This window comes from Pseudomonas sp. PK-RTE-24 (genome assembly GCF_054052265.1).
This window is the reverse complement of record NZ_CM133224.1, coordinates 1,127,796-1,152,857: the sequence shown is the minus strand read 5'-3', so window position 1 is coordinate 1,152,857 and position 25,062 is coordinate 1,127,796. Positions and strand designations below refer to the sequence as shown.

19 protein-coding genes are annotated in these 25,062 nt (G+C 59.6%); 9 read left to right on the top strand and 10 right to left on the bottom strand.

Features of this window, described 5'->3' with window-relative positions:
* Positions 1–2 precede the first annotated feature (2 nt).
* The 3 genes from ACV8MC_RS05010 to gpmI all read right to left on the bottom strand — a co-directional run bounded on the left by ACV8MC_RS05010 (position 3) and on the right by gpmI (position 4,424).
* On the bottom strand, positions 3–1,322 hold the full coding sequence (locus tag ACV8MC_RS05010) for a S41 family peptidase (RefSeq protein WP_039756590.1): 1,320 nt from the start codon (positions 1,320–1,322) through the stop codon (positions 3–5).
* Between the two features lie 31 nt (positions 1,323–1,353).
* Entirely contained in the window at positions 1,354–2,640 is a 1,287-nt protein-coding gene (locus ACV8MC_RS05005; protein ID WP_457264639.1) for a murein hydrolase activator EnvC family protein, read from the bottom strand.
* Positions 2,641–2,894: 254 nt separating this feature from the next.
* Positions 2,895–4,424 carry a 2,3-bisphosphoglycerate-independent phosphoglycerate mutase gene (gene gpmI, locus ACV8MC_RS05000; RefSeq protein ID WP_353188644.1) on the bottom strand — a complete coding sequence of 510 codons (1,530 nt, stop codon included), beginning with the start codon at positions 4,422–4,424 and terminating at the stop codon, positions 2,895–2,897.
* A 153-nt stretch (positions 4,425–4,577) separates the two neighbouring features.
* Between gpmI and ACV8MC_RS04995 the strand changes: the two genes are divergently transcribed.
* The 3 genes from ACV8MC_RS04995 to secB are packed head-to-tail and all read left to right on the top strand — an operon-like array spanning position 4,578 to position 5,790.
* Positions 4,578–4,991 (top strand): rhodanese-like domain-containing protein, encoded by a 414-nt coding sequence (locus ACV8MC_RS04995; RefSeq protein WP_016772116.1) that lies wholly within the window; start codon positions 4,578–4,580, stop codon positions 4,989–4,991.
* A gap of 1 nt (position 4,992) precedes the next feature.
* The gene (gene grxC, locus ACV8MC_RS04990) at positions 4,993–5,247 is read left to right on the top strand and encodes a glutaredoxin 3 (RefSeq protein ID WP_457264637.1); all 255 of its coding nucleotides are present in this window, start codon (positions 4,993–4,995) and stop codon (positions 5,245–5,247) included.
* 57 nt (positions 5,248–5,304) lie between these two features.
* A complete protein-coding gene (secB, locus tag ACV8MC_RS04985; protein WP_016772114.1) occupies positions 5,305–5,790 on the top strand; it encodes a protein-export chaperone SecB in 486 nt (161 codons plus the stop codon).
* A gap of 121 nt (positions 5,791–5,911) precedes the next feature.
* Here secB and ACV8MC_RS04980 read toward each other — a convergent pair whose 3' ends face one another.
* On the bottom strand, positions 5,912–6,367 hold the full coding sequence (locus ACV8MC_RS04980) for a tRNA (cytidine(34)-2'-O)-methyltransferase (protein WP_016772113.1): 456 nt from the start codon (positions 6,365–6,367) through the stop codon (positions 5,912–5,914).
* Between ACV8MC_RS04980 and ACV8MC_RS04975 the strand changes: the two genes are divergently transcribed.
* The 3 genes from ACV8MC_RS04975 (at position 6,366) to ACV8MC_RS04965 (ending at position 11,574) form a co-directional block, all read left to right on the top strand.
* Positions 6,366–6,806: a hypothetical protein gene (locus ACV8MC_RS04975; RefSeq protein WP_056787242.1), complete on the top strand. Its 441-nt coding sequence runs from the start codon at positions 6,366–6,368 to the stop codon at positions 6,804–6,806. The two genes, ACV8MC_RS04980 and ACV8MC_RS04975, sit on opposite strands and share 2 nt — an antisense overlap.
* A gap of 186 nt (positions 6,807–6,992) precedes the next feature.
* Positions 6,993–8,984, top strand: a complete 1,992-nt coding sequence (locus tag ACV8MC_RS04970) for a leucine-rich repeat domain-containing protein (protein ID WP_457264635.1) — start codon at positions 6,993–6,995, stop codon at positions 8,982–8,984.
* 118 nt (positions 8,985–9,102) lie between these two features.
* A complete protein-coding gene (locus ACV8MC_RS04965; RefSeq protein WP_457264633.1) occupies positions 9,103–11,574 on the top strand; it encodes a hypothetical protein in 2,472 nt (823 codons plus the stop codon).
* A 610-nt stretch (positions 11,575–12,184) separates the two neighbouring features.
* On the opposite strand, the gene ntrC is transcribed toward ACV8MC_RS04965, so the two are convergent.
* The 5 genes from ntrC to glnA all read right to left on the bottom strand — a co-directional run bounded on the left by ntrC (position 12,185) and on the right by glnA (position 17,801).
* A complete protein-coding gene (gene ntrC / locus ACV8MC_RS04960; protein WP_016772108.1) occupies positions 12,185–13,621 on the bottom strand; it encodes a nitrogen regulation protein NR(I) in 1,437 nt (478 codons plus the stop codon).
* Positions 13,618–14,703 (bottom strand): nitrogen regulation protein NR(II), encoded by a 1,086-nt coding sequence (gene glnL / locus ACV8MC_RS04955; protein ID WP_024011230.1) that lies wholly within the window; start codon positions 14,701–14,703, stop codon positions 13,618–13,620. The genes ntrC and glnL overlap by 4 nt, the downstream gene beginning before the upstream one ends.
* 230 nt (positions 14,704–14,933) lie before the next feature.
* Positions 14,934–15,557 (bottom strand): DUF4124 domain-containing protein, encoded by a 624-nt coding sequence (locus tag ACV8MC_RS04950; RefSeq protein WP_457264631.1) that lies wholly within the window; start codon positions 15,555–15,557, stop codon positions 14,934–14,936.
* Positions 15,554–16,066 carry a DUF4124 domain-containing protein gene (locus tag ACV8MC_RS04945; RefSeq protein WP_406228058.1) on the bottom strand — a complete coding sequence of 171 codons (513 nt, stop codon included), beginning with the start codon at positions 16,064–16,066 and terminating at the stop codon, positions 15,554–15,556. Before ACV8MC_RS04945 ends, ACV8MC_RS04950 begins: the two co-directional genes overlap by 4 nt.
* 328 nt (positions 16,067–16,394) lie before the next feature.
* On the bottom strand, positions 16,395–17,801 hold the full coding sequence (gene glnA, locus ACV8MC_RS04940; RefSeq protein ID WP_016772104.1) for a type I glutamate--ammonia ligase: 1,407 nt from the start codon (positions 17,799–17,801) through the stop codon (positions 16,395–16,397).
* 327 nt (positions 17,802–18,128) lie between these two features.
* Here glnA and thiI point away from each other — a divergent pair, with 327 nt between their 5' ends.
* Together thiI and typA are read left to right on the top strand one after the other, a co-directional pair.
* Positions 18,129–19,583 (top strand): tRNA uracil 4-sulfurtransferase ThiI, encoded by a 1,455-nt coding sequence (gene thiI / locus ACV8MC_RS04935; protein ID WP_024011233.1) that lies wholly within the window; start codon positions 18,129–18,131, stop codon positions 19,581–19,583.
* 139 nt (positions 19,584–19,722) lie between these two features.
* Positions 19,723–21,543 (top strand): translational GTPase TypA, encoded by a 1,821-nt coding sequence (typA, locus tag ACV8MC_RS04930; RefSeq protein ID WP_016772102.1) that lies wholly within the window; start codon positions 19,723–19,725, stop codon positions 21,541–21,543.
* Between the two features lie 216 nt (positions 21,544–21,759).
* Here typA and ACV8MC_RS04925 read toward each other — a convergent pair whose 3' ends face one another.
* Positions 21,760–22,197: a YkgJ family cysteine cluster protein gene (locus tag ACV8MC_RS04925; protein ID WP_016772101.1), complete on the bottom strand. Its 438-nt coding sequence runs from the start codon at positions 22,195–22,197 to the stop codon at positions 21,760–21,762.
* A 259-nt stretch (positions 22,198–22,456) separates the two neighbouring features.
* Between ACV8MC_RS04925 and ACV8MC_RS04920 the strand changes: the two genes are divergently transcribed.
* Positions 22,457–24,907, top strand: coding sequence for a glycogen/starch/alpha-glucan phosphorylase (locus ACV8MC_RS04920; RefSeq protein ID WP_041477535.1), 2,451 nt, complete (start codon positions 22,457–22,459; stop codon positions 24,905–24,907).
* Positions 24,908–25,062 lie beyond the last annotated feature (155 nt).

Below are 25,062 nucleotides of genomic sequence, written 5' to 3'. Positions count from 1 at the left end.
CCTCAGCGGCCGGACGTGATGCTCAGGCCTTTGAGCAGGCTCAGGGCCTGGGCCAACTGGTAATCGTCATCCTGCGGCATCGCTTTGGCCTTGCCGCCGGAGCCGCTCGGTTTGTCGGCGCCGCCGTTGCCGTTGCCCAAGTGACCTTGCAGATCGGCTTCCTTGAAGTATTCGCTGTCGGCTTCGTTGGTGATCTTCGCGCGGCGCACTTCGATGTCCGGCACGATGCCCTGAGCCTGGATCGAGCGGCCGTTCGGCGTGAAATACAGCGCGGTGGTGATCTTCAGCGCGCGGTCGTTGTTCAGCGGCAGCACGGTCTGCACCGAGCCCTTGCCGAAACTGGTGGTGCCCATGACCACGGCACGTTTCTGGTCCTGCAGGGCGCCGGCGACGATCTCCGAAGCCGAGGCACTGCCACCGTTGATCAGCACCACCATCGGTACAGCTTCGCTCTCGTCCTTGCCGGTGGCGGAGAAGCGCAACTCGGAGTTGGCAATGCGGCCCTTGGTGTAGACGATCAGACCTTTGGTGATGAAATGGTCGACCACTTCCACCGCCGATTGCAGCACACCACCGGGGTTGTTGCGCAGGTCGAGGATGATGCCGTTGAGCTTCTTGCCGTTGTCCTTGCGCAGTTTGGCCAGAGCCTTGGAGACTTCTTCGCCGGTCTTGACCTGGAACTGGGTGATGCGGATGTAGCCGTAGCCCGATTCCAGCAGCTGCGCCTTGACGCTCTTGACCTGAATCACTGCACGGGCCAGGGTCACGTCGAACGGCGTGCCGCCATCGCGAACCAGGGTCAGGGTGATTTTCTGGCCGATCTTGCCGCGCATCTTGTCGACGGCTTCGGTCATGGTCTGGCCACGGGTTGGCTGGCCGTTGATCTTGACGATGAAGTCACCGGCCTGGATGCCCGCCTTCGACGCTGGCGTGTCATCAATCGGCGAGACGACCTTGATGAAGCCGTCTTCGGCGCCGACTTCGATGCCCAGGCCGCCGAACTCACCGCTGGTGCTTTCCTGCAGCTCGGTGAAATCTTCAGGGCCAAGGTACGCCGAGTGCGGATCAAGGTTGCTGAGCATGCCCTTGATCGCGTTTTCCAGCAGGGTCTTGTCGTCCACAGGCTCGACGTACGCGGCTTTGATCCGGTCCATGACCTCGGCGAAGGTGCGCAGCTCTTCCAGTGGCAACGGCGCCTTGGCGGTCGCGGCAGTGCCTGCCGGAGCGACGGTCGGGGCCGGTTGCGCGGCGAACGCCAGAGGCGCGCCGATCACCAGGGCGATCGTCAGGGCCAGCGAGGTAAGGCGGGACAAATGCAGCATGTCGAACGAACTCCTGAATTAGGTGGTGCGCTTATCCTTGCGCACGGCACCATTGCGCCGGATCACTCGGGTGACCCTGCTGACGAATTGCGAAATACAGCGCTGGCGTGTCCTGACCGCCACTGTTACCGACAGTGGAAATCGACTCGCCCGCCTTGACCACATCACCCGCCGACTTGAGCAGCGTCTGGTTGTGGCCGTAAAGACTCAGAAAACCGTTGCCGTGATCAAGAATCACCAGCAAACCGGCACCGCGCAGCCAATCGGCGAACACCACGCGCCCGCCGTGTACGGCGTGCACCTGGCTGCCGGCGGAGGCGCTGATCATCACGCCATCCCACTTGGTGCGGGCGTCGTCGCCACGGCTTTCACCGAAGCGTGCGAGTAATCGACCATCAACCGGCCACGGAAGTTTTCCCCGGGTTGCAGCAAATGGCCCGCCAAACGTTTCGCCGCTGCTCGATACCAGCGCGCCGGGGCTTGATCTGGCGGGTTTTCGTGGGGCGTCGCTGTTTTCAGCCTGCGCCTCACGCAAACGCTTTTTTTCCGCTTCCTGCTGGGCGATCAGCGCTTTCTGCCGCGCCTCTTCTGCCTCACGAGCCTGTCGGGCCAGGGTTTCTTCAATGGTTTTAAGGACTTTAGACAGGTCTGCCTGATCCTGCTCGCGGGCGGCGAGTTTCTGATCGCGGGCCTTGACGTCGTCATTGAGTCTGGCGAGAACCTGCTGGCGCTCCTTGCGGACTTTCTCGAGTGCTTCGCGCTGCGTGTCGAGGTCGCTTTTCTGCACCAGCAACTGCGCTTGCTGCAGACCGATGTCTTTTTCGACATTGGCCAGTTGGCGCAGGGTTTCGTTGAAGTTCTTCAACTGCTCCAGGCGTGCCTGGCTCAGGTAGTCGTAATAGGTGAGGGTGCGGGCGAATTTCTCGGGATTCTGCTGGTTGAGCAGCAGCTTGAGGTATTCCTGGCGGCCGTTCTGGTACGCCGCTCGGGCCTGAATGGCGATCAGTCGCTGCTGTTCAGTGCGCGCGCTCTGGAGTTTTTTTTTCTCTGCATCGAGCCGCTGCAGCTCGGATTCGCTCTTCTGCAGTTCTTTCTGCAGCGCGTCGACCTGCTTCTGCAGCTTGCCCATCTCGGTTTCAGTGCCCTTGAGCTCTTTCTGCACGCCGGACTTTTCTTCCTGCAGCTTGCCCAAGAGTTTTTTCAGCTCGGCGATATCCTGACGCGTGGCCTCCAACTGCTGTTGGGTTTGCGCGCGCTCGTCGGCGAAGGCCGGCTGGAGCACACAGGTCAGAGCAAGGGCGATCAGGACGCGAAGCATAGGGGCGGGCGGCACCAGGGTAAGGGACGGCCTAGTATGCCCGCCCGAGGCTGCAAAAAAAACGCCCAATTGGGGCTGTGTGATAACTGGCTGGAGATACAGCTGAAAATAATCTTCGAAACCAGCACAAACCACTGTGGGAGCTGGCTTGCCAGCGATGGCGGCTGCACATTCAACATAAATGCTGGCTGTCAGGTTGCTATCGCTGGCAAGCCAGCTCCCACAGGGTTTTTGCGGTGTTTTCCGGATTCGGCTCAGACCAGAATCGAAGTCCCGGTCATCTCCGCCGGTTTTTCCAGACCCAACAGCATCAGCATGGTCGGTGCCACGTCAGCCAGTACACCACCTTCGCGCACTTTCAGGTCACGCTTGCCGACATAAATGAACGGCACCGGCTCGGTGGTGTGTGCGGTGTGCGCCTGGTGGGTTTCTTCATCGGCCATTTTTTCGACGTTGCCGTGGTCGGCAGTGATCAAAGCTTCGCCGCCGACCTTTTCCAGCGCATCGACGATGCGACCGACGCAGGTGTCGAGGCACTCGACCGCTTTGACCGCTGCATCGAACACACCGCTGTGGCCGACCATGTCGCCGTTGGCGTAGTTGACCACGATCACGTCGTAGCGCTGGTTCTCGATGGCGTCGACGATACGGTCGGTGACTTCCGGCGCGCTCATTTCCGGCTGCAAGTCGTAGGTGGCGACTTTCGGCGACGGGATCAGGATGCGCTCTTCGCCCGGGAACGGTTCTTCACGACCGCCGGAGAAGAAGAAGGTCACGTGAGCGTACTTCTCGGTTTCAGCGATGCGCAGCTGGGTCTTGCCGTTTTTTGCCAGGTAATCACCAAGAACGTTTTCCAAGCTGCCGGCGGCGAAGGCCGACGGTGCCGGAATACTTGCGGCGTACTGGGTAAGCATGACGAAACCGGCCAGTTTTGGCTGGCGGGCGCGCGCGAATTCCTTGAAATCGTCTTCGACGAACACCCGGGTCAGCTCGCGTGCGCGGTCTGCACGGAAGTTCATGAACACCACGGCATCGCCGTCTTCGACTTTGACCGGCTCACCGATGGAAGTGGCTTTGACGAATTCGTCGCTTTCGCCACGGGCGTAGGCGGCTTCGAGACCTTCCTGAGCAGTGGCGGCGTTGAATTCGCCGTTGCCGTCGACGATCAGGTTGTAGGCCTGGGCGACGCGATCCCAACGGTTGTCACGGTCCATGGCGAAATAGCGGCCGATGATGCTGGCGATCCGGCCTTTGCCGAGGGACTGGAAAGTCGCGTCGAGCAGTTCGATCGACGAAGCAGCGCTTTTCGGCGGCGTGTCGCGGCCATCGAGGAAGGCGTGCAGGTAGATTTTTTCGGCGCCGCGCTTGAAGGCCAGCTCGGCCATGGCGATCAGGTGATCCTGATGGCTGTGCACGCCGCCATCGGACAGCAGGCCCATGAAGTGCACGGCTTTGCCGGCGGCCACGGCTTTATCCACAGCGGCGCAGATGGTCGGATTGTCGAAGAATTCGCCGTCGCGGATCGCTTTGGTCACACGGGTGAAGTCCTGATACACCACGCGCCCGGCGCCGAGGTTCATGTGACCGACTTCGGAGTTGCCCATCTGGCCGTCCGGCAGACCGACGTCCATGCCGCTGCCCGAGATCAAGCCGTTCGGCACGGTGGCCCACAGACGATCCAGCACAGGTTTCTTCGCCGCGAACACGGCATTGGATTCGGGGCTGTCGCTGTGACCGAAGCCGTCGAGAATCATCAGGACCAAAGGTTTGGGCGTAGTCGTCATGGAATCCACTCGTGGCTGATAAAGAAGAGGGCGATGGAAAACGGAGTTGGAGTTTAAAGCGAAGTTCCGACCGCGTCACCGCCGGACGGGGTTTGGCCGACCATAGTGGCTGTGTATACTGGCCGACATTTTAACGCCCTGGAACCTCCTTCGATGGTTGCTCACCTGATTGAATTTGCCACTAACCACTACATTCTTGTCGGTATCTTCGTCGTACTTCTGGCTCTGTTGCTGGCGCACACGATGCAGGGCGGCGGCAAGAGCCTGAGCACCGGCGAGCTGACCGCACTGGTCAATAAAGACGCAGGCGTGGTGGTGGACATCCGTCCGGCCAAGGATTATGCCGCTGGCCACATCGTCGGCGCGGTGAACATCCCGCAAGACAAACTGGCTGCCCGCGTCGGTGAGCTGGAAAAACACAAGGCCAAGACCATCATTCTGGTCGACGCCCTCGGTCAGACCGCCGGCACCCACGCCCGCGAACTGATGAAGTCCGGCTTCACCGCCGCCAAGCTGTCCGGCGGGATTTCCAGCTGGAAAGGCGACAACCTGCCGCTGGTGAAATGACATGAGCGAAGTCATCGTCTATTCCAGCGATTACTGCCCTTACTGCTCGCGCGCCAAGCATCTGCTCGCCAGCAAAGGCGTGGCCTTCGAAGAGATCAAGGTCGATGGCAAGCCGCAGCTGCGTGCCGAAATGACCAAAAAGGCCGGGCGCACGTCCGTACCGCAAATCTGGGTCGGCGCAAAGCACATCGGCGGTTGTGATGATTTATACGCCCTGGAGCGCGCCGGCAAACTCGACGCGCTGCTCAAGGGCTGAACGGCTGCACCCACGTACAGCACTCCCTAAAAGACCCAAGATCGATAAGGATCTGAGATGACTGACCAACAGAACACTGCAGCCAGCGAAGAAGAAACCGCACCGCAATTCTCCTTGCAGCGCATCTACGTACGCGACCTGTCCTTCGAAGCCCCGAAAAGCCCGGCAATCTTCCGCCAGCAGTGGGATCCGGCGGTCGGTCTGGATCTGAACACCCGCCAGAAAGCGCTGGAAGGCGATTTCTACGAGGTGGTGCTGACCCTTTCCGTTACCGTGAAAAACGGTGAAGAAGTGGCCTTCATCGCTGAAGTGCAACAGGCCGGTATCTTCCTGATCAAGAATCTGGACGCGGCTTCGATGAGCCACACCCTCGGTGCGTTCTGCCCGAACATCCTGTTCCCGTACGCCCGCGAAACCTTGGACAGCCTGGTTACCCGTGGCTCGTTCCCGGCGCTGATGCTGGCCCCGGTGAACTTCGATGCCCTGTACGCGCAAGAGCTGCAGCGCATGCAGGAAAGCGGCGAGACCCCGACCGTTCAGTAAGACGGTTCAGTAATACCCATGTGGGAGCGAGCCTGCTCGCGAAAGCGGTCTGTCAGACACATCAATGTTGACTGACACTCCGTAATCGCGAGCAGGCTCGCTCCCACATTTGCTTGCGGCGTTACTTGAAGTCGTTCTGCCGCCACGCTTCGTACACGGCGACCGCCACGGTGTTGGACAGGTTCAGGCTGCGGCAGCCTTCGCGCATCGGCAGGCGCAGGCGCTGTTCGGCGGGCAGGGCGTCGAGCACGTCCGCCGGCAGGCCACGGCTTTCCGGGCCGAACAGAAACGCGTCGCCGGGCACGAACGCGGCATCATGGAACGGCCGCGAACCCTTGGTGGTGAAAGCGAACACGCGCGGGTTACCCAGACTTTCCAGACAACTGGCCAGGTCAGCGTGACGCTGCAACGTGGCATATTCGTGGTAGTCGAGACCGGCACGGCGCAGGCGCTTGTCGTCCATCTCGAAACCCAGTGGTTCGATCAAATGCAGGTGGCAGCCACTGTTGGCGCACAGCCTGATAACGTTGCCGGTGTTCGGCGGAATTTCTGGTTGAAAAAGGATGACGTGAAACATGCACGGCTCCGAAGGTAAAGATGAGCGGCATTCTACGCCGCCTGTGGACAACCGTTCGAAACTATTCCCGCGAGTCATCGGCTCGCTGGCGATTGTCGGCTTGATGATCGGCTTGATGATTGGCCGTCTGACCACGCCCGATCCAAGCGTGCTGGAGCGTGTCGAGGTCACCGATGGCGGCCTGGTGGTGTGGTTCAACAACGAGCCGAAACTGCACGGCGAGATTATCGATGGCACCGTCGCGCTGCTGTTTCAGGCCGAAGGTCGACCGCAGAAGGGCCAGCTCAGGCTCAACGGCAAGGACGTCAACTGGCGCACGCGCAAAAGCGATGGAGGGTTATTGCTGACGGTGCTGGCAGCGCGCCCGTTGCAGGGCGACTGGGTTGGCAGCGAGGTCGATGATCGTTGGCGGCTGGAGATCCGCTTGAGCGAGCCCTAGGGGCAAGTCCTCATCACTGGGCGCGCTCCGACACTGTTTGAGGTCGTTTCCCACTGCGGCCGTCTCCCTTTCCCATCTCCGTCCGATGCTCGTCCACGCTATCGTTTGCCCCTTCAAACGGCAGGATGCCGAAACCCGTTGTCCCCTTGCTCGACAGCATGGGGCGTCTTTTTCAAGGATGAAAACATGCCAGTAAAACCCCCTCGCGGTGGCGGTACCCACGTGGACGTTCCGGGCAGCCTGCATCGGGCTGCGGACGCCGACATTTCGCTCCACGGCCACCCGGGTCGCATAGGCGTCGATGTGAATTTTGCTCAGCACCATTTGCTGCCGCGCGCCGAATCATCCAGTGATGCGACCCTGGGTGCCATACCTCCTGCCGCGGCCGTTGTGGTGCGCGCACTCGCAGAAGGTATTCGCCCTCCCATCACCCAGCCTTCGCTGGACAATTACGTCACCAACGCCCGAGCGATACTTCCACAGGTCAACAGTGAGGGTTTGCGGGTGATCAGTCGGCGAACCTACGCAGACCTGGTCAACGGCGACCTGGTGCCTGTCGCAGTGGATCCTGCGACGGGTCTGTATCGAGCCCGGCGGCCAAGCGAGTTGCTCCCATCCGGCCCGGTGATGCTGCGCGATGTGGACAGCGGACTTTGGTATGCGCGTGAAGTCGTGGAACCAACTACCCGGGAGCAGATCCGCAAGTACCTGCCCGACACGACCGACGAGGACGCGGATGCCTTCATCGCCCGGTTCGATGACAAGGACGTGGCAGAGCTTGAGCTCAAGCATATTCAGCTTGGGCTGGCGCAATTGGACTCGACGCGTTTTGACCTGCCGATCAGTCGAGGTCGCATTTCATCGGACAAGGAGTTACATGAGGCGCGGAATATATGGGCGACGTTTCGCCAGTTGTACCGATGGCAAGGTCAGCCCGAACAGCGCGTCTACCGTGACGGGCGGCATGTGGGCTTCAAGCTGGAAATCGATCTGACGATATGGCCAGTTCAAAAACCGCTTTCCTTGAAATTCAGCTCAGTGGTTTCTCTGACTTTAAGAGGCCGTGGCCGGCTGGACCCGGACGTGTTTTGCGCACAGTTTCCCAATCTTGAAAGTCTGACCATTACCAGTCAGGCAATCGAAGTGGAAGGGCGGTTTCAAGGCTGGAACGTGATCGAACGGGCTTATTCGAAATTCAGGCTGGATTCGCGCTTTGCCGAGCAATTGAAAAGATTCCCGCGTTTGCAAAGGCTGCACCTGCAGGACTGTGAATTGACGTCTGACTTTTCCGTACGAGGCCTTGCCAGGCTAAACGAGCTATGGCTTTGCAACACCTTCGAGGCCCCGGTGAACAGCCTGGACATGCAGATGCGGCATCAGGAGCAAGTCACCTTTTTGCACGTGGCAGCTGATATCAGAGGGATGACTGAACTGCGGGTGCTGGATCTGAGCCGCACCGGAATACACCTGCTGCCTTCCGGACTTGATGCCATCGACGTGGCGTCGACGCTGGAAGTGTTGAGACTGGGGGGCAATCCGCTTTCGACCAGCCCCTCACTCGAACACATGACCGCACTGCAGGAGCTGGATCTTTCCAATACACGATTGCAAAGATTTCCCGAGGGCATTACCGACAGGATTCCCGCAAGAGAACTTAATCTTGCGGACAATCACATCAGGTCGATCCCCGAGTCCGTGGAGCTCAGAGCGGGCTTCAATCTCATCGGCAATCCGATAATGGACCCGGCCTCTTTACGGCGGTTGATACGAGCACGGGTAGAGACAGGCACCGATATCTGGCTTGGGCAGGAAAGCAGCGATGTAACTGCCGATCTCTGGCTACGCAATGTGCCACAGGAACAGATAGCGGAAAAACAAGCGCTGTGGGACAGGCATAACGCCGCAATGCCACTGGCAGTGACCGGCATTCTTCGTCGACTGAGTCGAACGCCCGAGTTTCACGTTGAACGCCCGCTTCTGCAGCGGCGCGTGTGGTGGTTTCTGGAAATGTATGACAGCGCCGAAGTCAACGAGCGGGCCAGGCTCGACGCCATTCTTTATACGGAAACGAGTCCCGGGAGAATGCTGGACAGGCTGGAGAATGAAATCCGCAACTATGACGGAGGGCGACAGAGTCAGCCGCTGCACCCTTTGCCCAAGCGTCCCAGGTTCGAGTAACTCGCAGGAGTACGCAGTGCCGATGCAAAAGCGGCAAACCTCGACCCGTCTGTAACAGCAATGCCACCCCCCATCGTCTCTGGGATAAATGCCAGGGACGACTTTCAAGGATGAAAACATGCCAGTAAAACCACCCCGCAGTGGCAGCACCCGCGTGGACACGGATGTTCACCCGGCCATGACCCGACGTCTGGACAAGGATTTCGCACTGGTGCGCACTCCCGATCTCAATGGCACCGCCCCCTGGGTTCGTGGCGATGATCCGAAGCTGCGGGGCAGCTTGCCGGGCGATGTTGTCGGCGCGGACAGGACCTTGCCGACGCCGATGGTCGAGGTTCGCCCTGCGCCGCACACCAATCCAAGTCCTCCCGTCATCGCCAGGTCGCTGGACAGTTATGCAATGCGATCACCGGCCGGACTGCCGGCAGCTGACGGTGACGGCTTCAGGCTGTACAAAAATCGCCGTTATGTTGACGTCCCTGGCAGTGGCCTCGTTCTCGTCGCAGTTGATCCGGATACGGGATGGTATCGCGCTCGACATCCCGGCGAGTTGTACCCTTGCGGCCCATGGATGTTGCGCGATAGCGAAAGCGGCATCTGGCATCCGCACAGCGACTTCAGCACCCGCACCAACCCCCTGACCGCCCAAAGCCTGGATGGCTTTCATGCCGGGCTGGATGTCAGTGGCGCACAATCGGGCAGCGACGGCGTGATACGTCACGATGGCAAACTCTATGTGGTCATCCATGAGCAGGCGTATCAGGTGATGCAGGATCTGGATGCCTCCCGTCCGGAATACAGGGTTTGGCGCCTGGTCAAACCCAACGATCACGTCGCTGCCGACAGCGTGAACATTTACCGCGCCAGCCTGGGCGGTGAAACCCTGGCGATCACCCGCAGCGAGCAGAACACCTGGGTTTGCATCCTCACAGGTTTGCGCGGTGGGATGGACGGCGCTGCTCAAGTACCTGCCAACCCGTTCAACTTTCACCGCCCCTGGCTCACCGGCGCAGGCCCCTCTGGGGGACAGCCGCCGGTTCTGGTTGCGACCACACGGGCACTGGTCAGACGCTATTTTGCTGATGCGACGGATCAACATGCCGATGATTTCATCGCAAGGTATGGGGAAGCGGGTGTGGCAGAAGTCGAACTCAAGCGGCTTGAGCTGGAGTTTCCTCGATTGAACCGTGAGATCACTGCCTGGGAGACGGGTTACAAAGGCCAGGACATTGCCGAACGCAGGCGCCGGCTGGCAATAGGGGCCAACGTGCGTCGGTTGTTCAAATGGCAGGGAGAGCATTCGGAAAAAGTCTACCGCGACGGGCGGCTGGTCGGTTTCAAGCTGGAGCTCGACCTGGGAAGTCGGCGCAATCTGGCGCTACCGGGTTGTTCCGTTCCGCTCAGATCCGTCGTATCTCTAGGCCTGGAAGGAAGTCCTTCGAAAAGTCTGGGAAAATTGTTCTCGATGCTTTCCCACATTGAAACCCTCGAAATCCGCAGATTCAATGGCAAGTGTCATGAACTGTTGGCCGAAATCGATAAACTCCCGACGTTGAAAGTCCTGACGATGCAGGAAGCCAGACTATGGCTCCCGTCGGACGGCCTTGAGCATTTCACGCGATTGACCCGTTTGCGGGAGTTGAGCCTGACGCACTGCAGTATCTGGCCGCTTTTTTCAGTGCGTGGCATGAGCGAGTTGCGGGTCTTGCGCGCACGTTCCTGTGGTTTGAGTCGTCCCCCTGTCGGGCTGGATCAATGGCCCGTGGCGTCACGGTTGGAGGTGCTTGACCTGTACCATAATCCCGATTTGACAGAAGCACCTGATGTGACTCGCATGTCCGGATTGCGAGAGTTGAATCTGGCCAATACGTTCATAACCTCGCCGCCGCCCGGGCTTGGTTTGCAGAACGGTCCGTCGCGGCTGGAGATATTGAATTTGTCGGAAAGTCGGCTGGCTGTGGCGCCCTCACTGCGGGGAATGACGGCGTTGCGGGAAGTCGATCTCCACCGAACTCGTATAAGAGAATTCCCGGACGGCGTGACATCCGATATTCCCAGGACACGTTTGAATCTGGCCTATACCGCGATCAGAGCCATTCCCGAAACCATTGAGCTGAGAAAAGGGTTTGACCTGACTGGCAGTCCGATTGCCGACCCCGCTTCTCTTCGACGATTGATAGCTGCACGTCGGCAGACGGGTACCGATCTGTGGCTTGGGAGAATCGAGGCTGATTTGGCGGACAGTCCATGGCTGCACCATGTCCCCCAAACGCAACGCGCTGAAAAGTCTGCCCTGTGGGATTCATTTGTCCTTCAAGCGAACCCCGCAATGATCAAACAACTCAGAAATCTGGTGCGTACGCCGGAATTTCAGGTTGAGCGTCTGCTTTTGCAGCGCCGGTTCTGGTCGTTTATTGAAAGCTTCCAAAAGGCCAGCGTAGGTGAGCAAGAAAGTTTGCTGAACATTGCGTCTACTGAACCCAGCCCGGGGAAAATGCTGGACAGGCTGGAGGAGGAAGTAAGGAGGTTTGACCCGACATGGCAAAACCAGCCCCCACATCATGTGCCCGAGCGCCCCAGATTCGAATAGGGGCGGGACGCATTGCGGTGTAAAAGCGGGAATCCCTGACCTGCCTGTATCAGGGTTCCCAAAAGCATGGGCTTCGCTTGCAGCGTCAGCCCGGTGTAAAGAGGGAACCCCCGGCCTGCCTGTACCAAGGATCCCAAAAGGGTAGGCTCGCTGCTTTGCGCTGCGAGCTCGGTGTAAAGAGGGGAATCCCCGGCCTGCCTGTACCAAGGTCCCCGAAACGGGTGGTGAATCGAATCACCTGAGATAGATATTGCAGGCGGCGTGCCAGGTTTTGATTTGCTGTAAAAAAAATGCTTCGAAAACGCGAAAGCCCCGGAATACGGGGCTTTCGCTTATTTCAAGTCTGGGTTTTTCGGCACTTCGGAACTGGGCGATGAGAATCGGGCTCTGCGCGATCACGGGTCATCGTGCATTGATGCGGTGCACGGTGGCCCTCACGCTGCCCCTCTCCCAAAGGGAGAGGGGACTGACCGAGTTGCCCGGTCAAGTTACGCCGACCTGAGATACCGAGCCGAACCCAGGCCTCGAAACCACCCGAGATTGCTCCCTTCCCCCGGGAGAGGGCTGGGGTGAGGGGGATCGATCCTGAGTACACGGCAACCCTTAAGCGTTAACCCTCTTCCCCCTCATCATCATCCCCACCATCAACCTTCATCCCCAGTTCCTTGATCTTGCGCGTCAGGGTGTTCCGCCCCCAACCCAACAGCACCGCCGCATCACGCCGACGTCCTGCGGTGTGCTTCAGTGCCGTCTCGATCATGATCCGCTCGAACGCCGGCACTGCGCTGTCGAGCAGGCTCGACTGGCCACGGGCCAAGGCCTGATCTGCCCATTGGCGCAGGGCCTGTTCCCAGTTGGTCACTGGCGCCGAATCCTGCGGCAGGTTGAGCAGTTCCGGTGGCAAGTCGCTGATGTGCACTTCGCGACCGGAGGCCATGACGGTGATCCAGCGGCAGGTGTTCTCCAACTGGCGCACGTTACCTGGCCACGGCAGGTTTTTCAGGTATTCCTCGGTCTCGCTTTTCAGCAGCTTGGGCTCCACCGCCAGCTCCTGCGCGGCGCGGCTGAGGAAGTGCCGGGCCAGGGTCGGGATGTCTTCGCGACGATCCGACAGGCGCGGGATGTGGATGCGGATCACGTTCAGGCGGTGGAACAAGTCCTCGCGGAACTTGCCGGCGTGGACGAGGGTTTCCAGATTCTGGTGTGTCGCAGCGATGATGCGCACATCGACCTTGACCGGCACATGGCCGCCGACGCGATAGAACTCGCCATCGGCCAGCACGCGCAACAGACGCGTCTGGGTGTCCGCCGGCATGTCGCCGATTTCATCGAGAAACAGCGTGCCGCCGTCCGCCTGTTCAAAGCGACCGCGACGCAAATTCGCCGCGCCGGTGAACGCGCCTTTTTCGTGGCCGAACAGCTCGGATTCCATCAGATCCTTGGGGATCGCCGCCATGTTCAGGGCAATGAACGGCGAGGCCGCGCGTGGGCTGTGGCGGTGCAGGGCGTGGGCCACCAGTTCTTTACCGGTACCGGATTCGCCGTTGATCAGCACGGTGATGTTGGAGTGGCTCAGGCGCCCGATGGCGCGAAACACTTCCTGCATCGCCGGCGCTTCGCCGATGATTTCCGGGGTGCGGGTCAGCGCCGGCACCACTTCCAGGCCTTGCTGTTCCTGGGCATGTTGATTGGCGCGTTTGACCAGCGAAACCGCTTCATCGACGTCGAACGGCTTGGGCAGGTACTCGAAAGCACCGCCCTGATAGGAGGCGACAGCGCTGTCCAGATCGGAGTGAGCGGTCATGATGATGACCGGCAGCCGTGGGTGCTGTTCGCGAATCCGCGCCAGCAGATCCAGGCCACTGGCGCCCGGCATGCGGATATCGGAAATGATCACGTCCGGCTGCTGCCGGGCCAGACGACTCATCACGCCATCGGCGCTGTCGAAGCTCTGGGTGGTCATGCCTTCCTGCTGCAAGGCTTTTTCCAGGACCCAACGGATAGAACGGTCGTCATCGACGATCCACACGGTTTCACTACGGCTCATGTCGATGTGGCTCCTTGTTCCAGTGGCAGGAAGATCGAGAAGGTGGTGTGGCCTGGATGGCTCTCACACTCGATCAGGCCCTGGTGCTGACTGATGATGTTCTGGGTAATGGCCAGGCCCAGCCCGGTACCATCCGGGCGGCCGCTGACCATGGGAAAGAAAATGGTTTCCTGCAGTTCCGCCGGAATGCCGGGACCGTTGTCGATGATCTCGATCTTGGTCACCAGACGATGGCGGATGTGGCCGATGGTGAACTGGCGCATGGCGCGGGTGCGCAGGCTGATGCGGCCCAGGCGCAGCTCGTTCTGGCTGCTGATCGCCTGCATCGCGTTGCGCACGATGTTCAACACCGCCTGAATCATTTGCTCGCGGTCGATCAATACGTCGGGAATGCTCGGGTCGTAATCACGCACCAGGGTGATGCAGCCCTGGCTTTCGGCTTCGACCAGATGGCAGACGCGTTCGAGCACTTCGTGGACGTTGCACATGGCCAGCGATGGCAGTTTGTTCGAGCCGAGCATGCGATCGACCAGATTGCGCAGGCGGTCGGCCTCTTCGATGATCACATTGGTGTAATCGCGCAGGCTTTCCTCCGGCAGTTCGCGGGCCAGCAATTGCGCTGCGCCACGGATGCCGCCAAGAGGGTTCTTGATCTCGTGGGCGAGGCCGCGCACCAGCATCTTGCTGGTTTCCTGCTTGGACAGCTGCGCCTCTTCCTTGGTGATGCGCAACAGGCGATCACGCGGGTGCACTTCAAGCAAAAGCAAAGTCTCGCCGTTGCTGAGGATTGGCGTGACCGCGTAATCCACGGTCAGCGTCTGGCCGGTGAGGGCGGTGAGCATCGCTTCACGCTTGGTGAAAGGGTGCGCCTGCTCCACGGCCTGACGCAGGGAATTGAGCGCCTCGGGGGATTCGGTGAACAGCTCGCTGATGAACTGGCCGTGGCTGCGCTGACCGCTGACGGCCAACAGCATCTCCGCCGCCGGGTTCATGTACTCCAGGCGCAATTCGGCGTCGAGCAGGATGGTCGCCGTGGTCAGGTTGTCGAGCAGCAAACGGTGAATAGCGTCGCTTATGGTCATCTGGACCCCTTTTGGAGCAAGGCGTGCGCGAGAACAAAGCGCTGATGTCGGGAAAATGCAAAAACCAAACCAAGGCTCCGAAAAGAAGCGTTTAACCCCTGAAACAGGCGTTTGACGCGCGTTTGTATGGCACGAAGCCAGCTCAAACGGGAAGTTTCGAACCAAAATGGGTTGAGTTGTGGGCGAGATGCAGTTTAGTGCACCAATAGAGTGCGCGCGGCTGGCGGAGGTTAAAAGAAGCGCAGGAATGGATTTTTCGGCTCTTCAGGTTTGTCCTTGAGCGGACATTCCGGGCGCACGCCATAGTCGTCGGCAACGCAGGGTTTGACCTGGCGTTTCTGCGCCAGGGAAATCCGCAGCATGTGGAACGGCTGATTGGCGGTGCGTTCCACGGTACGCCCGGCGGCGTCGAGGATTTCGATCGAAAGGCTGTGGCTGCCGCGATCGATATTGCTCAGCGCAAATACCGGGCTGACGCCGGGCTCGCCAGTGGCCTTGCCATCCAGCAGCAGGCGATAACGATGGCCGCTTTGCAGGCCGGGCTCGCTGGTGACGCTGACGATCAGCTCGCCGGCGCTGCTGCGCAAAGTGGCATCGGGCTCCGGGATCAGAATGCGCAGCATGTCGTAGTGAAAGGGCGCTGGTTCGGCGGATTTTTTCGCTGTTGTGATCGGCGCTGCGGTGTTGGCAGGGACAGCCATGCGATTGCTCGTCGCAATCGGCATTCGCTTGGCGTTGGCGCGCGGCTGATCGGTATAGACGCGGTTGCCCTGTGCGTCGACATAGGTAAACACCTCCGCCAAGGTGTACTTCGACATCAGCGCCAGAACGAGTACCAGCCCCGCGCGGATCATGGTCTATGCACCCGTTGCACGGTGAAGACGGCTGGCGGGCTCTGCTGAATGACGGTCTGGCCGTCGATCACCTGCACGGCCAGGCGATGCTCGCCGCGATCGATGTTCACCAACTGCAAAACCGGTACGTTGCTCGGCTGGCCATAGGGCTCGTCGTCCAGCACCAGTCTCAGTTGATGCGGCGATTGCAGGCGCGGTTTGATCAGGACATTGACCGTAAAGGTGCCGTTGTTGGCGCGCAGGGCCTCGTCAGTGGGCAGACCGGCGAGTTCGAGGATTTCATAGGCGTTGCGCGGTGGTTGCGGTTGTTCTGCGGTGGGTGCTTGCGGCGCACTCGGTGCTTGCGGCTCGACCCGATTGAGCGGCGGCAACTCGACCGGTTGCGCCTGCACGCCGTCCGGCGGCTGATTGCTGTAAGCAGTGTTGCCGTTGGCGTCGGTGTACTTGTAGATCTGCGCAGCGGCGGGCAGGGTGATCAGCAGCAGAATGTAGAGAAACGTGCGACCCATGAAATCGACCGGGGTTGGAAACTGTGGGTAGCAGCATAGGACAGGTGGGGCGGTTGGCCAAAACCGTTAATAACTGGAATTGAAAAGACTGGTAGCCAAAACACGGATCGTTCCCATGCTCTGCGTGGGAATGCCTCCTGGGACGCTCCGCGTCCAGTGACGCGGAGCGTCACGGCTGCATTCCCACGCGGAGCGTGGGAATGATCAATGACCCACCGCTTTCGCGAGCAGGCTCGCTCCCACATGGAAAATGCGTTGCGCCGGGCAATAAAAAAGGCCTCCCGAAGGAGGCCTCTTGTGTCACGCCGCTTTACGCAGCGCTACCGGATCAGCAGCTGTAGTACAGCTCATATTCCAGTGGGTGTACGAAGGTGCGAACCTTGATTTCTTCTTCCGATTTCAGCGCGATGTAAGCGTCGATGAAGTCGTCGGAGAACACGCCGCCCTTGGTCAGGAACGCGCGGCCCTTGTCCAGCTCTTCCAGGGCTTCTTTCAGGCTGCCGCAAACCTGTGGAATCTCTTTCGCCTCTTCAGGCGGCAGGTCGTACAGGTTCTTGTCGGCGGCATCGCCTGGGTGGATCTTGTTCTGGATACCGTCCAGACCGGCCATCAGCAGAGCTGCGAAAGCCAGGTACGGGTTGGCAGCCGGATCCGGGAAGCGTGCTTCGATACGGCGGGCTTTCGGGCTCGACACGTAAGGAATACGGATCGAAGCGGAACGGTTGCGAGCCGAGTAGGCCAGCATTACCGGAGCTTCGAAGCCTGGCACCAGACGCTTGTAGGAGTTGGTCGCCGGGTTGGTGAAGCCGTTCAGGGCCTTACCGTGCTTGATGATGCCGCCGATGAAGTACAGAGCGGTATCGGACAGGCCGGCATAGCCTTCACCTGCGAAGGTGTTCTTGCCGTCTTTCCAGATCGACATGTGTACGTGCATGCCCGAACCGTTGTCGCCGTACAGTGGCTTCGGCATGAAGGTCGCGGTGCGGCCGTAAGCGTCGGCAACGTTGTGCACAACGTATTTCAGGGTCTGAACTTCGTCGGCCTTCTTCACCAGGGTGTTGAACTTGACGCCGATTTCGTTCTGGCCGGCAGTCGCCACTTCGTGGTGGTGAACTTCAACCGACTGACCCATTTCTTCCAGTGCGTTGCACATGGCGGTACGGATTTCGTGGTCGTGGTCGAACGGTGGAACCGGGAAGTAGCCGCCTTTCACGCCTGGACGGTGACCCTTGTTGCCGCCTTCGATGTCCTGGTCGGACATCCACGAACCTTGCTCGGAGTAGATCTTGAACATCGAGCCGGAGATGTCCGACTTGAATTTTACCGAGTCAAAGATGAAGAACTCAGGCTCCGGACCGGCGAATACGGTGTCACCGATACCGGTGGCTTTCAGGTGCTCTTCGGCGCGCTTGGCGATCGCACGTGGGTCGCGATCGTAGCCTTGCATGCTCGAAGGCTCGATGATGTCGCACACCAGAATCAGCGTTGGGTCTTCGGTGAACGGATCGAGCACGGCCGTTTCGTCGACCGGCATCAGGATCATGTCGGAGGCTTCGATGCCTTTCCAGCCGGAGATGGAGGAACCGTCGAACATCTTGCCGACTTCGAAGAAGTCGTCATCCAGCGCATCGCGAGCCGGCATGGTCACGTGGTGCTGAGTGCCTTTGGTGTCCGTGAAGCGCAGATCAATCCACTTGACGTCATGATCTTTGATGAGTTGAACCGACTTCGACATAGTGTCCTCCGGGTGAATTAGGGCGGGTAGTGGATGCCCTTAATAATGGTGATGCCGGCGCGAATACTCTGCCAAGGCAACCTGCCTCACAAGGGAGCAAATTGCATGCCAGTGCCCCAGCATGGGTTTTTTGCCCCAAATTCACGCTTATTAAGGCGTGCGAGGTACTGAATCGACAAATCCCGCCCCTTAATGTTGCGTTTAAATTCAGAAATGACCTGTTTTGGTGCAAGCAAAACCTTCTGCACATTAACTGGTTAAACCTTGAGCAATTTCCGCTATAATCCGCGCCCCCCTTTTTCGGCTGGCCGTTCGCGCGCTGTTTTCATGAAACTTATCGTAAAAGTCTTCCCCGAGATCACCATCAAAAGCCGACCTGTCCGGACGAAATTCATCCGCCAGTTGGCCAAGAACATCCGCACCGTGCTCCGTGACCTGGACCCGGCCGTGGTGGTGAACGGCGTGTGGGACAATCTCGAGCTGGAAACCCGCGTTACCGACCCCAAAGCCTTGAAAGAGATGGGCGAGCGCCTGACCTGCATGCCGGGTATCGCGCATTTTCTGCAGATCGACGAGTACCCGCTGGGCGACTTCGACGACATCACCGAAAAGTGCAAACAGCACTACGGCGATGCACTGGCCGGGAAGATTTTCTCGGTGCGCTGCAAGCGCGCAGGCAAGCATGCCTTCAGCTCGATGGACGTGGAAAAATACGTCGGCAGCAAGCTGCGTCGCGAGTGCGGTGCGGCCGGAATCGACCTTAAAGCACCGCAAATCGAAGTCCGTATCGAAGTTCGCGACAAACGGTTGTTCGTGATTCACAGCCAGCACAACGGCATCGGCGGCTACCCGCTCGGCGCGTTGGAGCAGACGCTGGTATTGATGTCCGGCGGCTTCGATTCGACCGTGGCGGCTTACCAGATCATGCGTCGCGGCCTGATGGCGCACTTCTGCTTCTTCAATCTCGGCGGGCGTGCCCACGAATTGGGCGTGATGGAAGTCGCGCACTTCATCTGGAAGAAGTACGGCAGCTCGCAACGCGTGCTATTTGTCAGTGTGCCGTTCGAGGAAGTGCTGGGCGAAATTCTCGGCAAAGTCGATAACAGTCATATGGGCGTGGTTTTGAAGCGTATGATGTTGCGCGCCTCGTCCGAGATCGCCGAACGCCTGCACATCGATGCACTGGTGACCGGTGAAGCGATCTCCCAGGTGTCGAGCCAGACGCTGCCGAACCTGTCGGTGATCGACTGCGTGACCGACAAGCTGGTGCTGCGGCCGCTGATCGTCGCGCACAAGCAGGACATCATCGACACTGCCAACGAGATCGGCACCGCCGATTTCGCCCGGCACATGCCGGAATACTGCGGCGTGATTTCGGTCAACCCCAAGACCGCCGCCAAGCGTGGCCGGGTTGAGCACGAAGAGAAAGAATTCGACATGGCGGTACTCGAGCGTGCGCTCGCCAACGCCAAACTGGTGCCGATCGATCGGGTAATCGACGAGTTGGGCCAGGATTTGCAAATTGAAGAAGTCAGCGAAGCGCTGGCCGGTCAGATCGTGATCGACATCCGCCACCCGGATGCCGCCGAGGATGACCCGCTGGAGCTCGCCGGCATAGAGGTACAGACGATGCCGTTCTATGCAGTGAACGCACGTTTCAAGGAACTGGACCCTACTCGCCAGTACCTGCTGTATTGCGACAAAGGCGTGATGAGTCGCCTGCATGCCCACCATTTGCTCAGTGAGGGGCATGCCAATGTGCGCGTTTATCGACCGAGCTAAGTGCCCGGGGCTGTTTGCCTGTGGCCTGCGTCACCGGCCCCCCGACACCGCCGTCAAGCTGTAACGGCCATGCCGGACACTACTGCTAATCGCTGCCATGACTTGTCAGCAAACCGAATCCTCTGATCGAGATACACAAGTGATCGAAAATCTACGCAACATCGCCATCATTGCCCACGTTGACCACGGTAAAACCACCCTGGTAGACAAACTCCTGCGTCAATCCGGCACCCTGGAGCGCAACGAGCTCAACGACGAGCGCGTGATGGACTCCAACGACCAGGAAAAAGAGCGCGGTATTACCATTCTGGCGAAGAACACCGCCATCAACTGGAACGGCTACCACATCAACATCGTGGACACCCCGGGCCACGCCGACTTCGGCGGCGAAGTTGAACGCGTAATGTCGATGGTCGACTCCGTTCTGCTGCTGGTTGACGCTCAAGACGGCCCTATGCCGCAAACCCGTTTCGTGACCAAGAAGGCTTTCGAAGCCGGCCTGCGTCCAATCGTGGTGATCAACAAGGTTGACCGTCCAGGCGCGCGTCCGGACTGGGTTCTGGACCAGATCTTCGACCTGTTCGACAACCTCGGTGCGACCGAAGAACAACTGGACTTCCAGGTTGTTTACGCTTCGGCCCTGAACGGTATTGCCGGTCTGGACCACACCGCCATGGCGGAAGACATGACTCCGCTGTACCAGGCAGTAGTCGACCACGTTCCGCCTCCGGCCGTTGATCGTGACGGTCCGTTCCAGATGCAGATCTCCGCTCTGGACTACAACAGCTTCCTGGGTGTTATCGGTGTTGGCCGTATCGCCCGTGGTCGCGTCAAGCCGAACACCCCGGTTGTCGCTATCAGCGCCGACGGCAAGCGTCGCAACGGTCGTATCCTGAAGCTGATGGGTCACCACGGTCTGCACCGCATCGACGTTGACGAAGCAGCAGCTGGCGACATCGTCTGCATCAGCGGCTTCGACGAGCTGTTCATCTCGGACACTCTGTGCGATATCAACACCGTCGAGGCGATGAAGCCGCTGACCGTTGACGAGCCAACCGTTTCCATGACCTTCCAGGTAAACGACTCGCCATTCTGCGGTAAAGAAGGCAAGTTCGTGACCTCCCGTAACATCAAGGATCGTCTGGACAAAGAGCTGCTGTACAACGTTGCACTGCGCGTTGAAGAAGGCGACTCGGCTGACAAGTTCAAGGTTTCCGGCCGTGGTGAGCTGCACCTCTCGGTACTGATCGAAACCATGCGTCGCGAAGGCTTCGAGCTGGCCCTGGGCCGTCCTGAAGTGATCATCCGTGAAGTCGACGGCGTGAAGCAGGAACCGTTCGAAAACGTCACCATCGACATCCCTGAAGAATCCCAGGGCAAGGTCATGGAAGAGATGGGTCTGCGTAAGGGCGACCTGAGCAACATGGTGCCGGATGGCAAGGGCCGTGTTCGTCTGGAATACAACATCCCTGCTCGCGGTCTGATCGGTTTCCGTAACCAGTTCCTGACCCTGACCAACGGTGCTGGCATCCTGACCTCGATCTTCGACCGTTACGCTCCAGTGAAGTCGGGCCACATGTCCGGCCGTCAGAACGGCGTTCTGGTTTCGGTTGAAACCGGCAAGGCTCTGACCTACTCGCTGGAAACCCTGCAGGCCCGTGGCAAGCTGTTCGTAGAACACGGCCAGGAGATCTACAACGGTCAGATCGTTGGTCAGAACAGCCGCGACAACGACCTGGGTGTCAACCCAACCAAAGGCAAGAAGCTCGACAACATGCGTGCTTCGGGTAAAGACGAAACCATCGCTCTGGTTCCACCTGTTCGCTTCACCCTGGAACAGGCTCTGGAATACATCCAGGAAGACGAGCTGTGCGAAGTCACTCCTAAGTCGATCCGTCTTCGCAAGAAGATCCTCGACGAAAGCGAGCGTACCCGCGCTGCCAAGAAAGCCAAGGCGTAATCTAGCCCTGGAATAGAAAACGCCCCCGGTCGCGAGACCGGGGGCGTTTTTGTTTGTCTGGCGTTTATGCAGTGTTTGCACTGGCCCTTTCGCGAGCAGGCTCGCTCCCACAGTGGGATTTCGGGTGCACACAAAATCCGTGTTCACTGATCTCTATTGTGGGAGCGAGCCTGCTCGCGAAAGCGGCCGATCAGCCGCCGAAAACTTCCCCAGCGATCAAAATTTGTCGATGGCCCGGAAATTCTGCACCCGCTCGACTTCTTTCGGCTTATAAGCGCAATACCCTGGCCGCGGGCCGATCTTCGGATGGTTGCGGCAGGTGTCCGGGCGCTTGTCATAAATGGTGCACAGGCGGGTTTTACGATCCAGGTAATAGCAGTCGTTGTTGCTCATGCGCTGCAGGGTGAAGATCCCCGACTTCTGATTGAAGCGCTCGACCAGACCTTCCTTTTGCAGACGCTTGGCGATGTTCTTTGGCGGATCGCCCAGTTCGAACTCGTCGACCACGCCGATGCGCACCAGATCCTTGATCTTCACTTCGACCGGCAGCGTGCAGCAGCTGGACATGCACGAGCCGCACATCGGCGCCGAGTATTTGGCCCACGTATCGAGACGATCAATCTCGGCGGCGGCGATCAGGTTGGGCTTCATCATCGGGAGTTACCAGGTGTGTATGCATCAGGGCGCGCGATCATACCGGGAGCGGTGGAATTTTGAACAACCTTTCGCCGGATATTTTCGCAACGACTGCAATTTGCCCGACAGGACGGCACGGCCCCTGCATTCATTGGTTCATCCGCCAGGGTTATGTCGGACTGGTGCACAGTCCGGGCAAATACTGCCGAACCAGAGCCGTTACCGCCGGTCAGACCGTCTAGGCTCAGAAAATTCCCGCTCGCTCGAGGTCCTGTTGATGACTCAAGAACCACTAGTTCGCGAAGCAGAGGTGGCCGCGTTCCGCGACGCCGTCCTGACCAAACTCACCTACGCCGTGGGCAAAGACCCCGATCACGCCTTCGACCATGACTGGTTCGAAGCCATTGCCCTGGCTGCGCGTGATCACATGGTCGAACACTGGATGGACCACACCCGGCAGATCTATCGCAAAGGCCAGAAGCGGGTTTATTACCTCTCGCTGGAATTTCTCATCGGCCGCCTTCTCTACGACAGCCTGAGCAACCTTGGGCTGCTCGACGTCGCCCGTGAAGCGTTGACCGAACTGGGCGTCGATCTGGAGCGCATCCGCCTGCTGGAGCCCGACGCGGCGCTCGGCAACGGCGGCCTCGGTCGGCTCGCGGCGTGTTTCATGGAAAGCATGTCGACCCTCGGCATCGCCGGCCATGGCTATGGCATTCGTTATGAACACGGCTTGTTCCGTCAGGCGATCGTCGATGGCTGGCAACAGGAGCAGACCGAACACTGGCTGGATTTCGGCAACCCTTGGGAATTCGAACGGCCGGAAGTGGCGTACCCGATCGGCTTCGGCGGCAGCGTCGAGACCGTCACCGATGCCTCCGGCAAGACTCGTCAGGTCTGGTCGCCGGCGGAAACCGTGCGCGCAATTGCTTATGACACGCCGGTGGTCGGCTGGCGCGGAGCGAGCGTCAACACTCTGCGCCTGTGGCGTGCCCGCGCCATGGAAGACCTGCACCTGGAACGCTTCAACGCCGGTGACCACCTGGGCGCCGTGGCGGAAGTGGCTCGCGCCGAAAGTATCTCCCGCGTCCTTTATCCGGCCGACAGCACCGAAGCCGGGCAAGAACTGCGCCTGCGTCAGGAATACTTCTTCGTCGCCGCCTCGCTGCAGGATCTGCTGCGCCGTCACCGCAACATGCACACCTCGGTGCTGACCCTCGGTGATCACGCGGCGATCCAGCTCAACGACACTCACCCGTCAATCGCCGTGGCAGAACTGATGCGCCAACTGGTCGACGTCTACGACGTCGCGTGGGACGCAGCATGGCAAGTCACCGTCGACACGCTGTCGTACACCAACCACACGCTGCTGCCGGAAGCGCTGGAAACCTGGCCGGTCGGGCTGATGGAACGCATGCTGCCACGGCACATGCAGATCATTTACCTGATCAACGCACAGCACATCGATTCGCTGCGGGCCAAGGGCATTCACGACTTCGACGTGCTGCGCGCGGTGTCGCTGATCGAAGAAGACAACGGCCGCCGGGTGCGCATGGGCAACCTCGCGTTCCTCGGTTCCCACAGCGTAAACGGCGTGTCCGGTCTGCATACGCAGTTGATGCGCAAAACCGTATTCGCCGAACTGCACAAGCTCTATCCGGAGCGGATCAACAACAAAACCAACGGCATAACCTTCCGCCGCTGGCTGTATCAGGCCAACCCGGAACTGACCTCGATGCTGATCGACGCTCTCGGCCCGGATGTGCTCGACCATCCCGAAGAGCGCCTGCTCGAACTTGAACCGTTCGCCGAGAAAACCGCCTTCCGCAAAGCCTTCGCCGAGCAGCGGTTGCACAGCAAGAAGGCGCTGGCCTATCTGATTCACGAGCGCCTCGGGATCGCGGTCAACCCGGCAGCGATGTTCGACGTGCAGGTCAAACGTATTCACGAGTACAAACGTCAGTTGCTCAACCTGATGCACACCGTGGCGTTGTACCAGGCGATTCGTGCCGAGCCGGAAGTCGACTGGGTGCCACGGGTCAAGATCTTCGCCGGTAAAGCGGCGGCGAGTTACCACCAGGCCAAGCTGATCATCAAACTGACCAACGACATCGCTCGGGTGGTGAACAACGACCCGACCGTGCGCGGCCTGCTGAAAGTGGTGTTCCTGCCCAACTACAACGTCAGCCTGGCCGAAAGCATCATTCCGGCGGCGGATTTGTCCGAGCAGATTTCCACCGCCGGTTTCGAGGCGTCGGGCACCAGTAACATGAAGTTCGGCCTCAACGGCGCGCTGACCATCGGCACCCTCGACGGTGCCAACGTGGAAATGTGCGAGCGCATCGGTGCCGAGCACATGTTCATCTTCGGTCTCAGCGCGCAACAGGTTGAAGCGCGCAAGCAGAACCACGAGTTCAGCGCCGTACCCGACATCGCCGCCTCCCATCGTTTGAACGATGTGCTGCAAGCGATTCGCAGCGGTGTGTTCTCGCCGGACGATACCTCGCGTTATACCGGGCTGATCGACTCGTTGATCGACTATGACCGCTTCCTGGTCTGCGCCGACTTCGATTCCTACTGGGAAGCGCAGAAGCGTGTCGATGCGCACTGGCACGACTCGCAGAACTGGTGGCGTTCGGCGGTGCTCAACACCTCGCGGATGGGCTGGTTCTCTTCCGACCGGACGATTCGCGAGTACGCCACGGATATCTGGAAAGCGCTGGAGTAACTTTCCCCGACAAATCTGCGCAAGGCCCAACGTTTGTTGGGCCGGATCGATATACTGAGCGCCGGTTAAAAGGCATCAATCACCGCCGTACCCTGTGGGAGCGAGCCTGCTCGCGAAGCGATCGTCGACTTAAACAGAAATGTTGGCTGACAATC

Excerpts from the sequence above, each read along its gene's own strand:
- ACV8MC_RS05010 (WP_039756590.1), bottom strand. The coding sequence starts at position 1,322 with ATGCTGCATTTGTCCCGCCTTACCTCGCTGGCCCTGACGATCGCCCTG.
- ACV8MC_RS05005 (WP_457264639.1), bottom strand. The coding sequence starts at position 2,640 with ATGCTTCGCGTCCTGATCGCCCTTGCTCTGACCTGTGTGCTCCAGCCG.
- gpmI (WP_353188644.1), bottom strand. The coding sequence starts at position 4,424 with ATGACGACTACGCCCAAACCTTTGGTCCTGATGATTCTCGACGGCTTC.
- ACV8MC_RS04995 (WP_016772116.1), top strand. The coding sequence starts at position 4,578 with ATGGTTGCTCACCTGATTGAATTTGCCACTAACCACTACATTCTTGTC.
- grxC (WP_457264637.1), top strand. The coding sequence starts at position 4,993 with ATGAGCGAAGTCATCGTCTATTCCAGCGATTACTGCCCTTACTGCTCG.
- secB (WP_016772114.1), top strand. The coding sequence starts at position 5,305 with ATGACTGACCAACAGAACACTGCAGCCAGCGAAGAAGAAACCGCACCG.
- ACV8MC_RS04975 (WP_056787242.1), top strand. The coding sequence starts at position 6,366 with ATGCACGGCTCCGAAGGTAAAGATGAGCGGCATTCTACGCCGCCTGTG.
- ACV8MC_RS04980 (WP_016772113.1), bottom strand. The coding sequence starts at position 6,367 with ATGTTTCACGTCATCCTTTTTCAACCAGAAATTCCGCCGAACACCGGC.
- ACV8MC_RS04970 (WP_457264635.1), top strand. The coding sequence starts at position 6,993 with ATGCCAGTAAAACCCCCTCGCGGTGGCGGTACCCACGTGGACGTTCCG.
- ACV8MC_RS04965 (WP_457264633.1), top strand. The coding sequence starts at position 9,103 with ATGCCAGTAAAACCACCCCGCAGTGGCAGCACCCGCGTGGACACGGAT.
- ntrC (WP_016772108.1), bottom strand. The coding sequence starts at position 13,621 with ATGAGCCGTAGTGAAACCGTGTGGATCGTCGATGACGACCGTTCTATC.
- glnL (WP_024011230.1), bottom strand. The coding sequence starts at position 14,703 with ATGACCATAAGCGACGCTATTCACCGTTTGCTGCTCGACAACCTGACC.
- ACV8MC_RS04950 (WP_457264631.1), bottom strand. The coding sequence starts at position 15,557 with ATGATCCGCGCGGGGCTGGTACTCGTTCTGGCGCTGATGTCGAAGTAC.
- ACV8MC_RS04945 (WP_406228058.1), bottom strand. The coding sequence starts at position 16,066 with ATGGGTCGCACGTTTCTCTACATTCTGCTGCTGATCACCCTGCCCGCC.
- glnA (WP_016772104.1), bottom strand. The coding sequence starts at position 17,801 with ATGTCGAAGTCGGTTCAACTCATCAAAGATCATGACGTCAAGTGGATT.
- thiI (WP_024011233.1), top strand. The coding sequence starts at position 18,129 with ATGAAACTTATCGTAAAAGTCTTCCCCGAGATCACCATCAAAAGCCGA.
- ACV8MC_RS04925 (WP_016772101.1), bottom strand. The coding sequence starts at position 22,197 with ATGATGAAGCCCAACCTGATCGCCGCCGCCGAGATTGATCGTCTCGAT.
- ACV8MC_RS04920 (WP_041477535.1), top strand. The coding sequence starts at position 22,457 with ATGACTCAAGAACCACTAGTTCGCGAAGCAGAGGTGGCCGCGTTCCGC.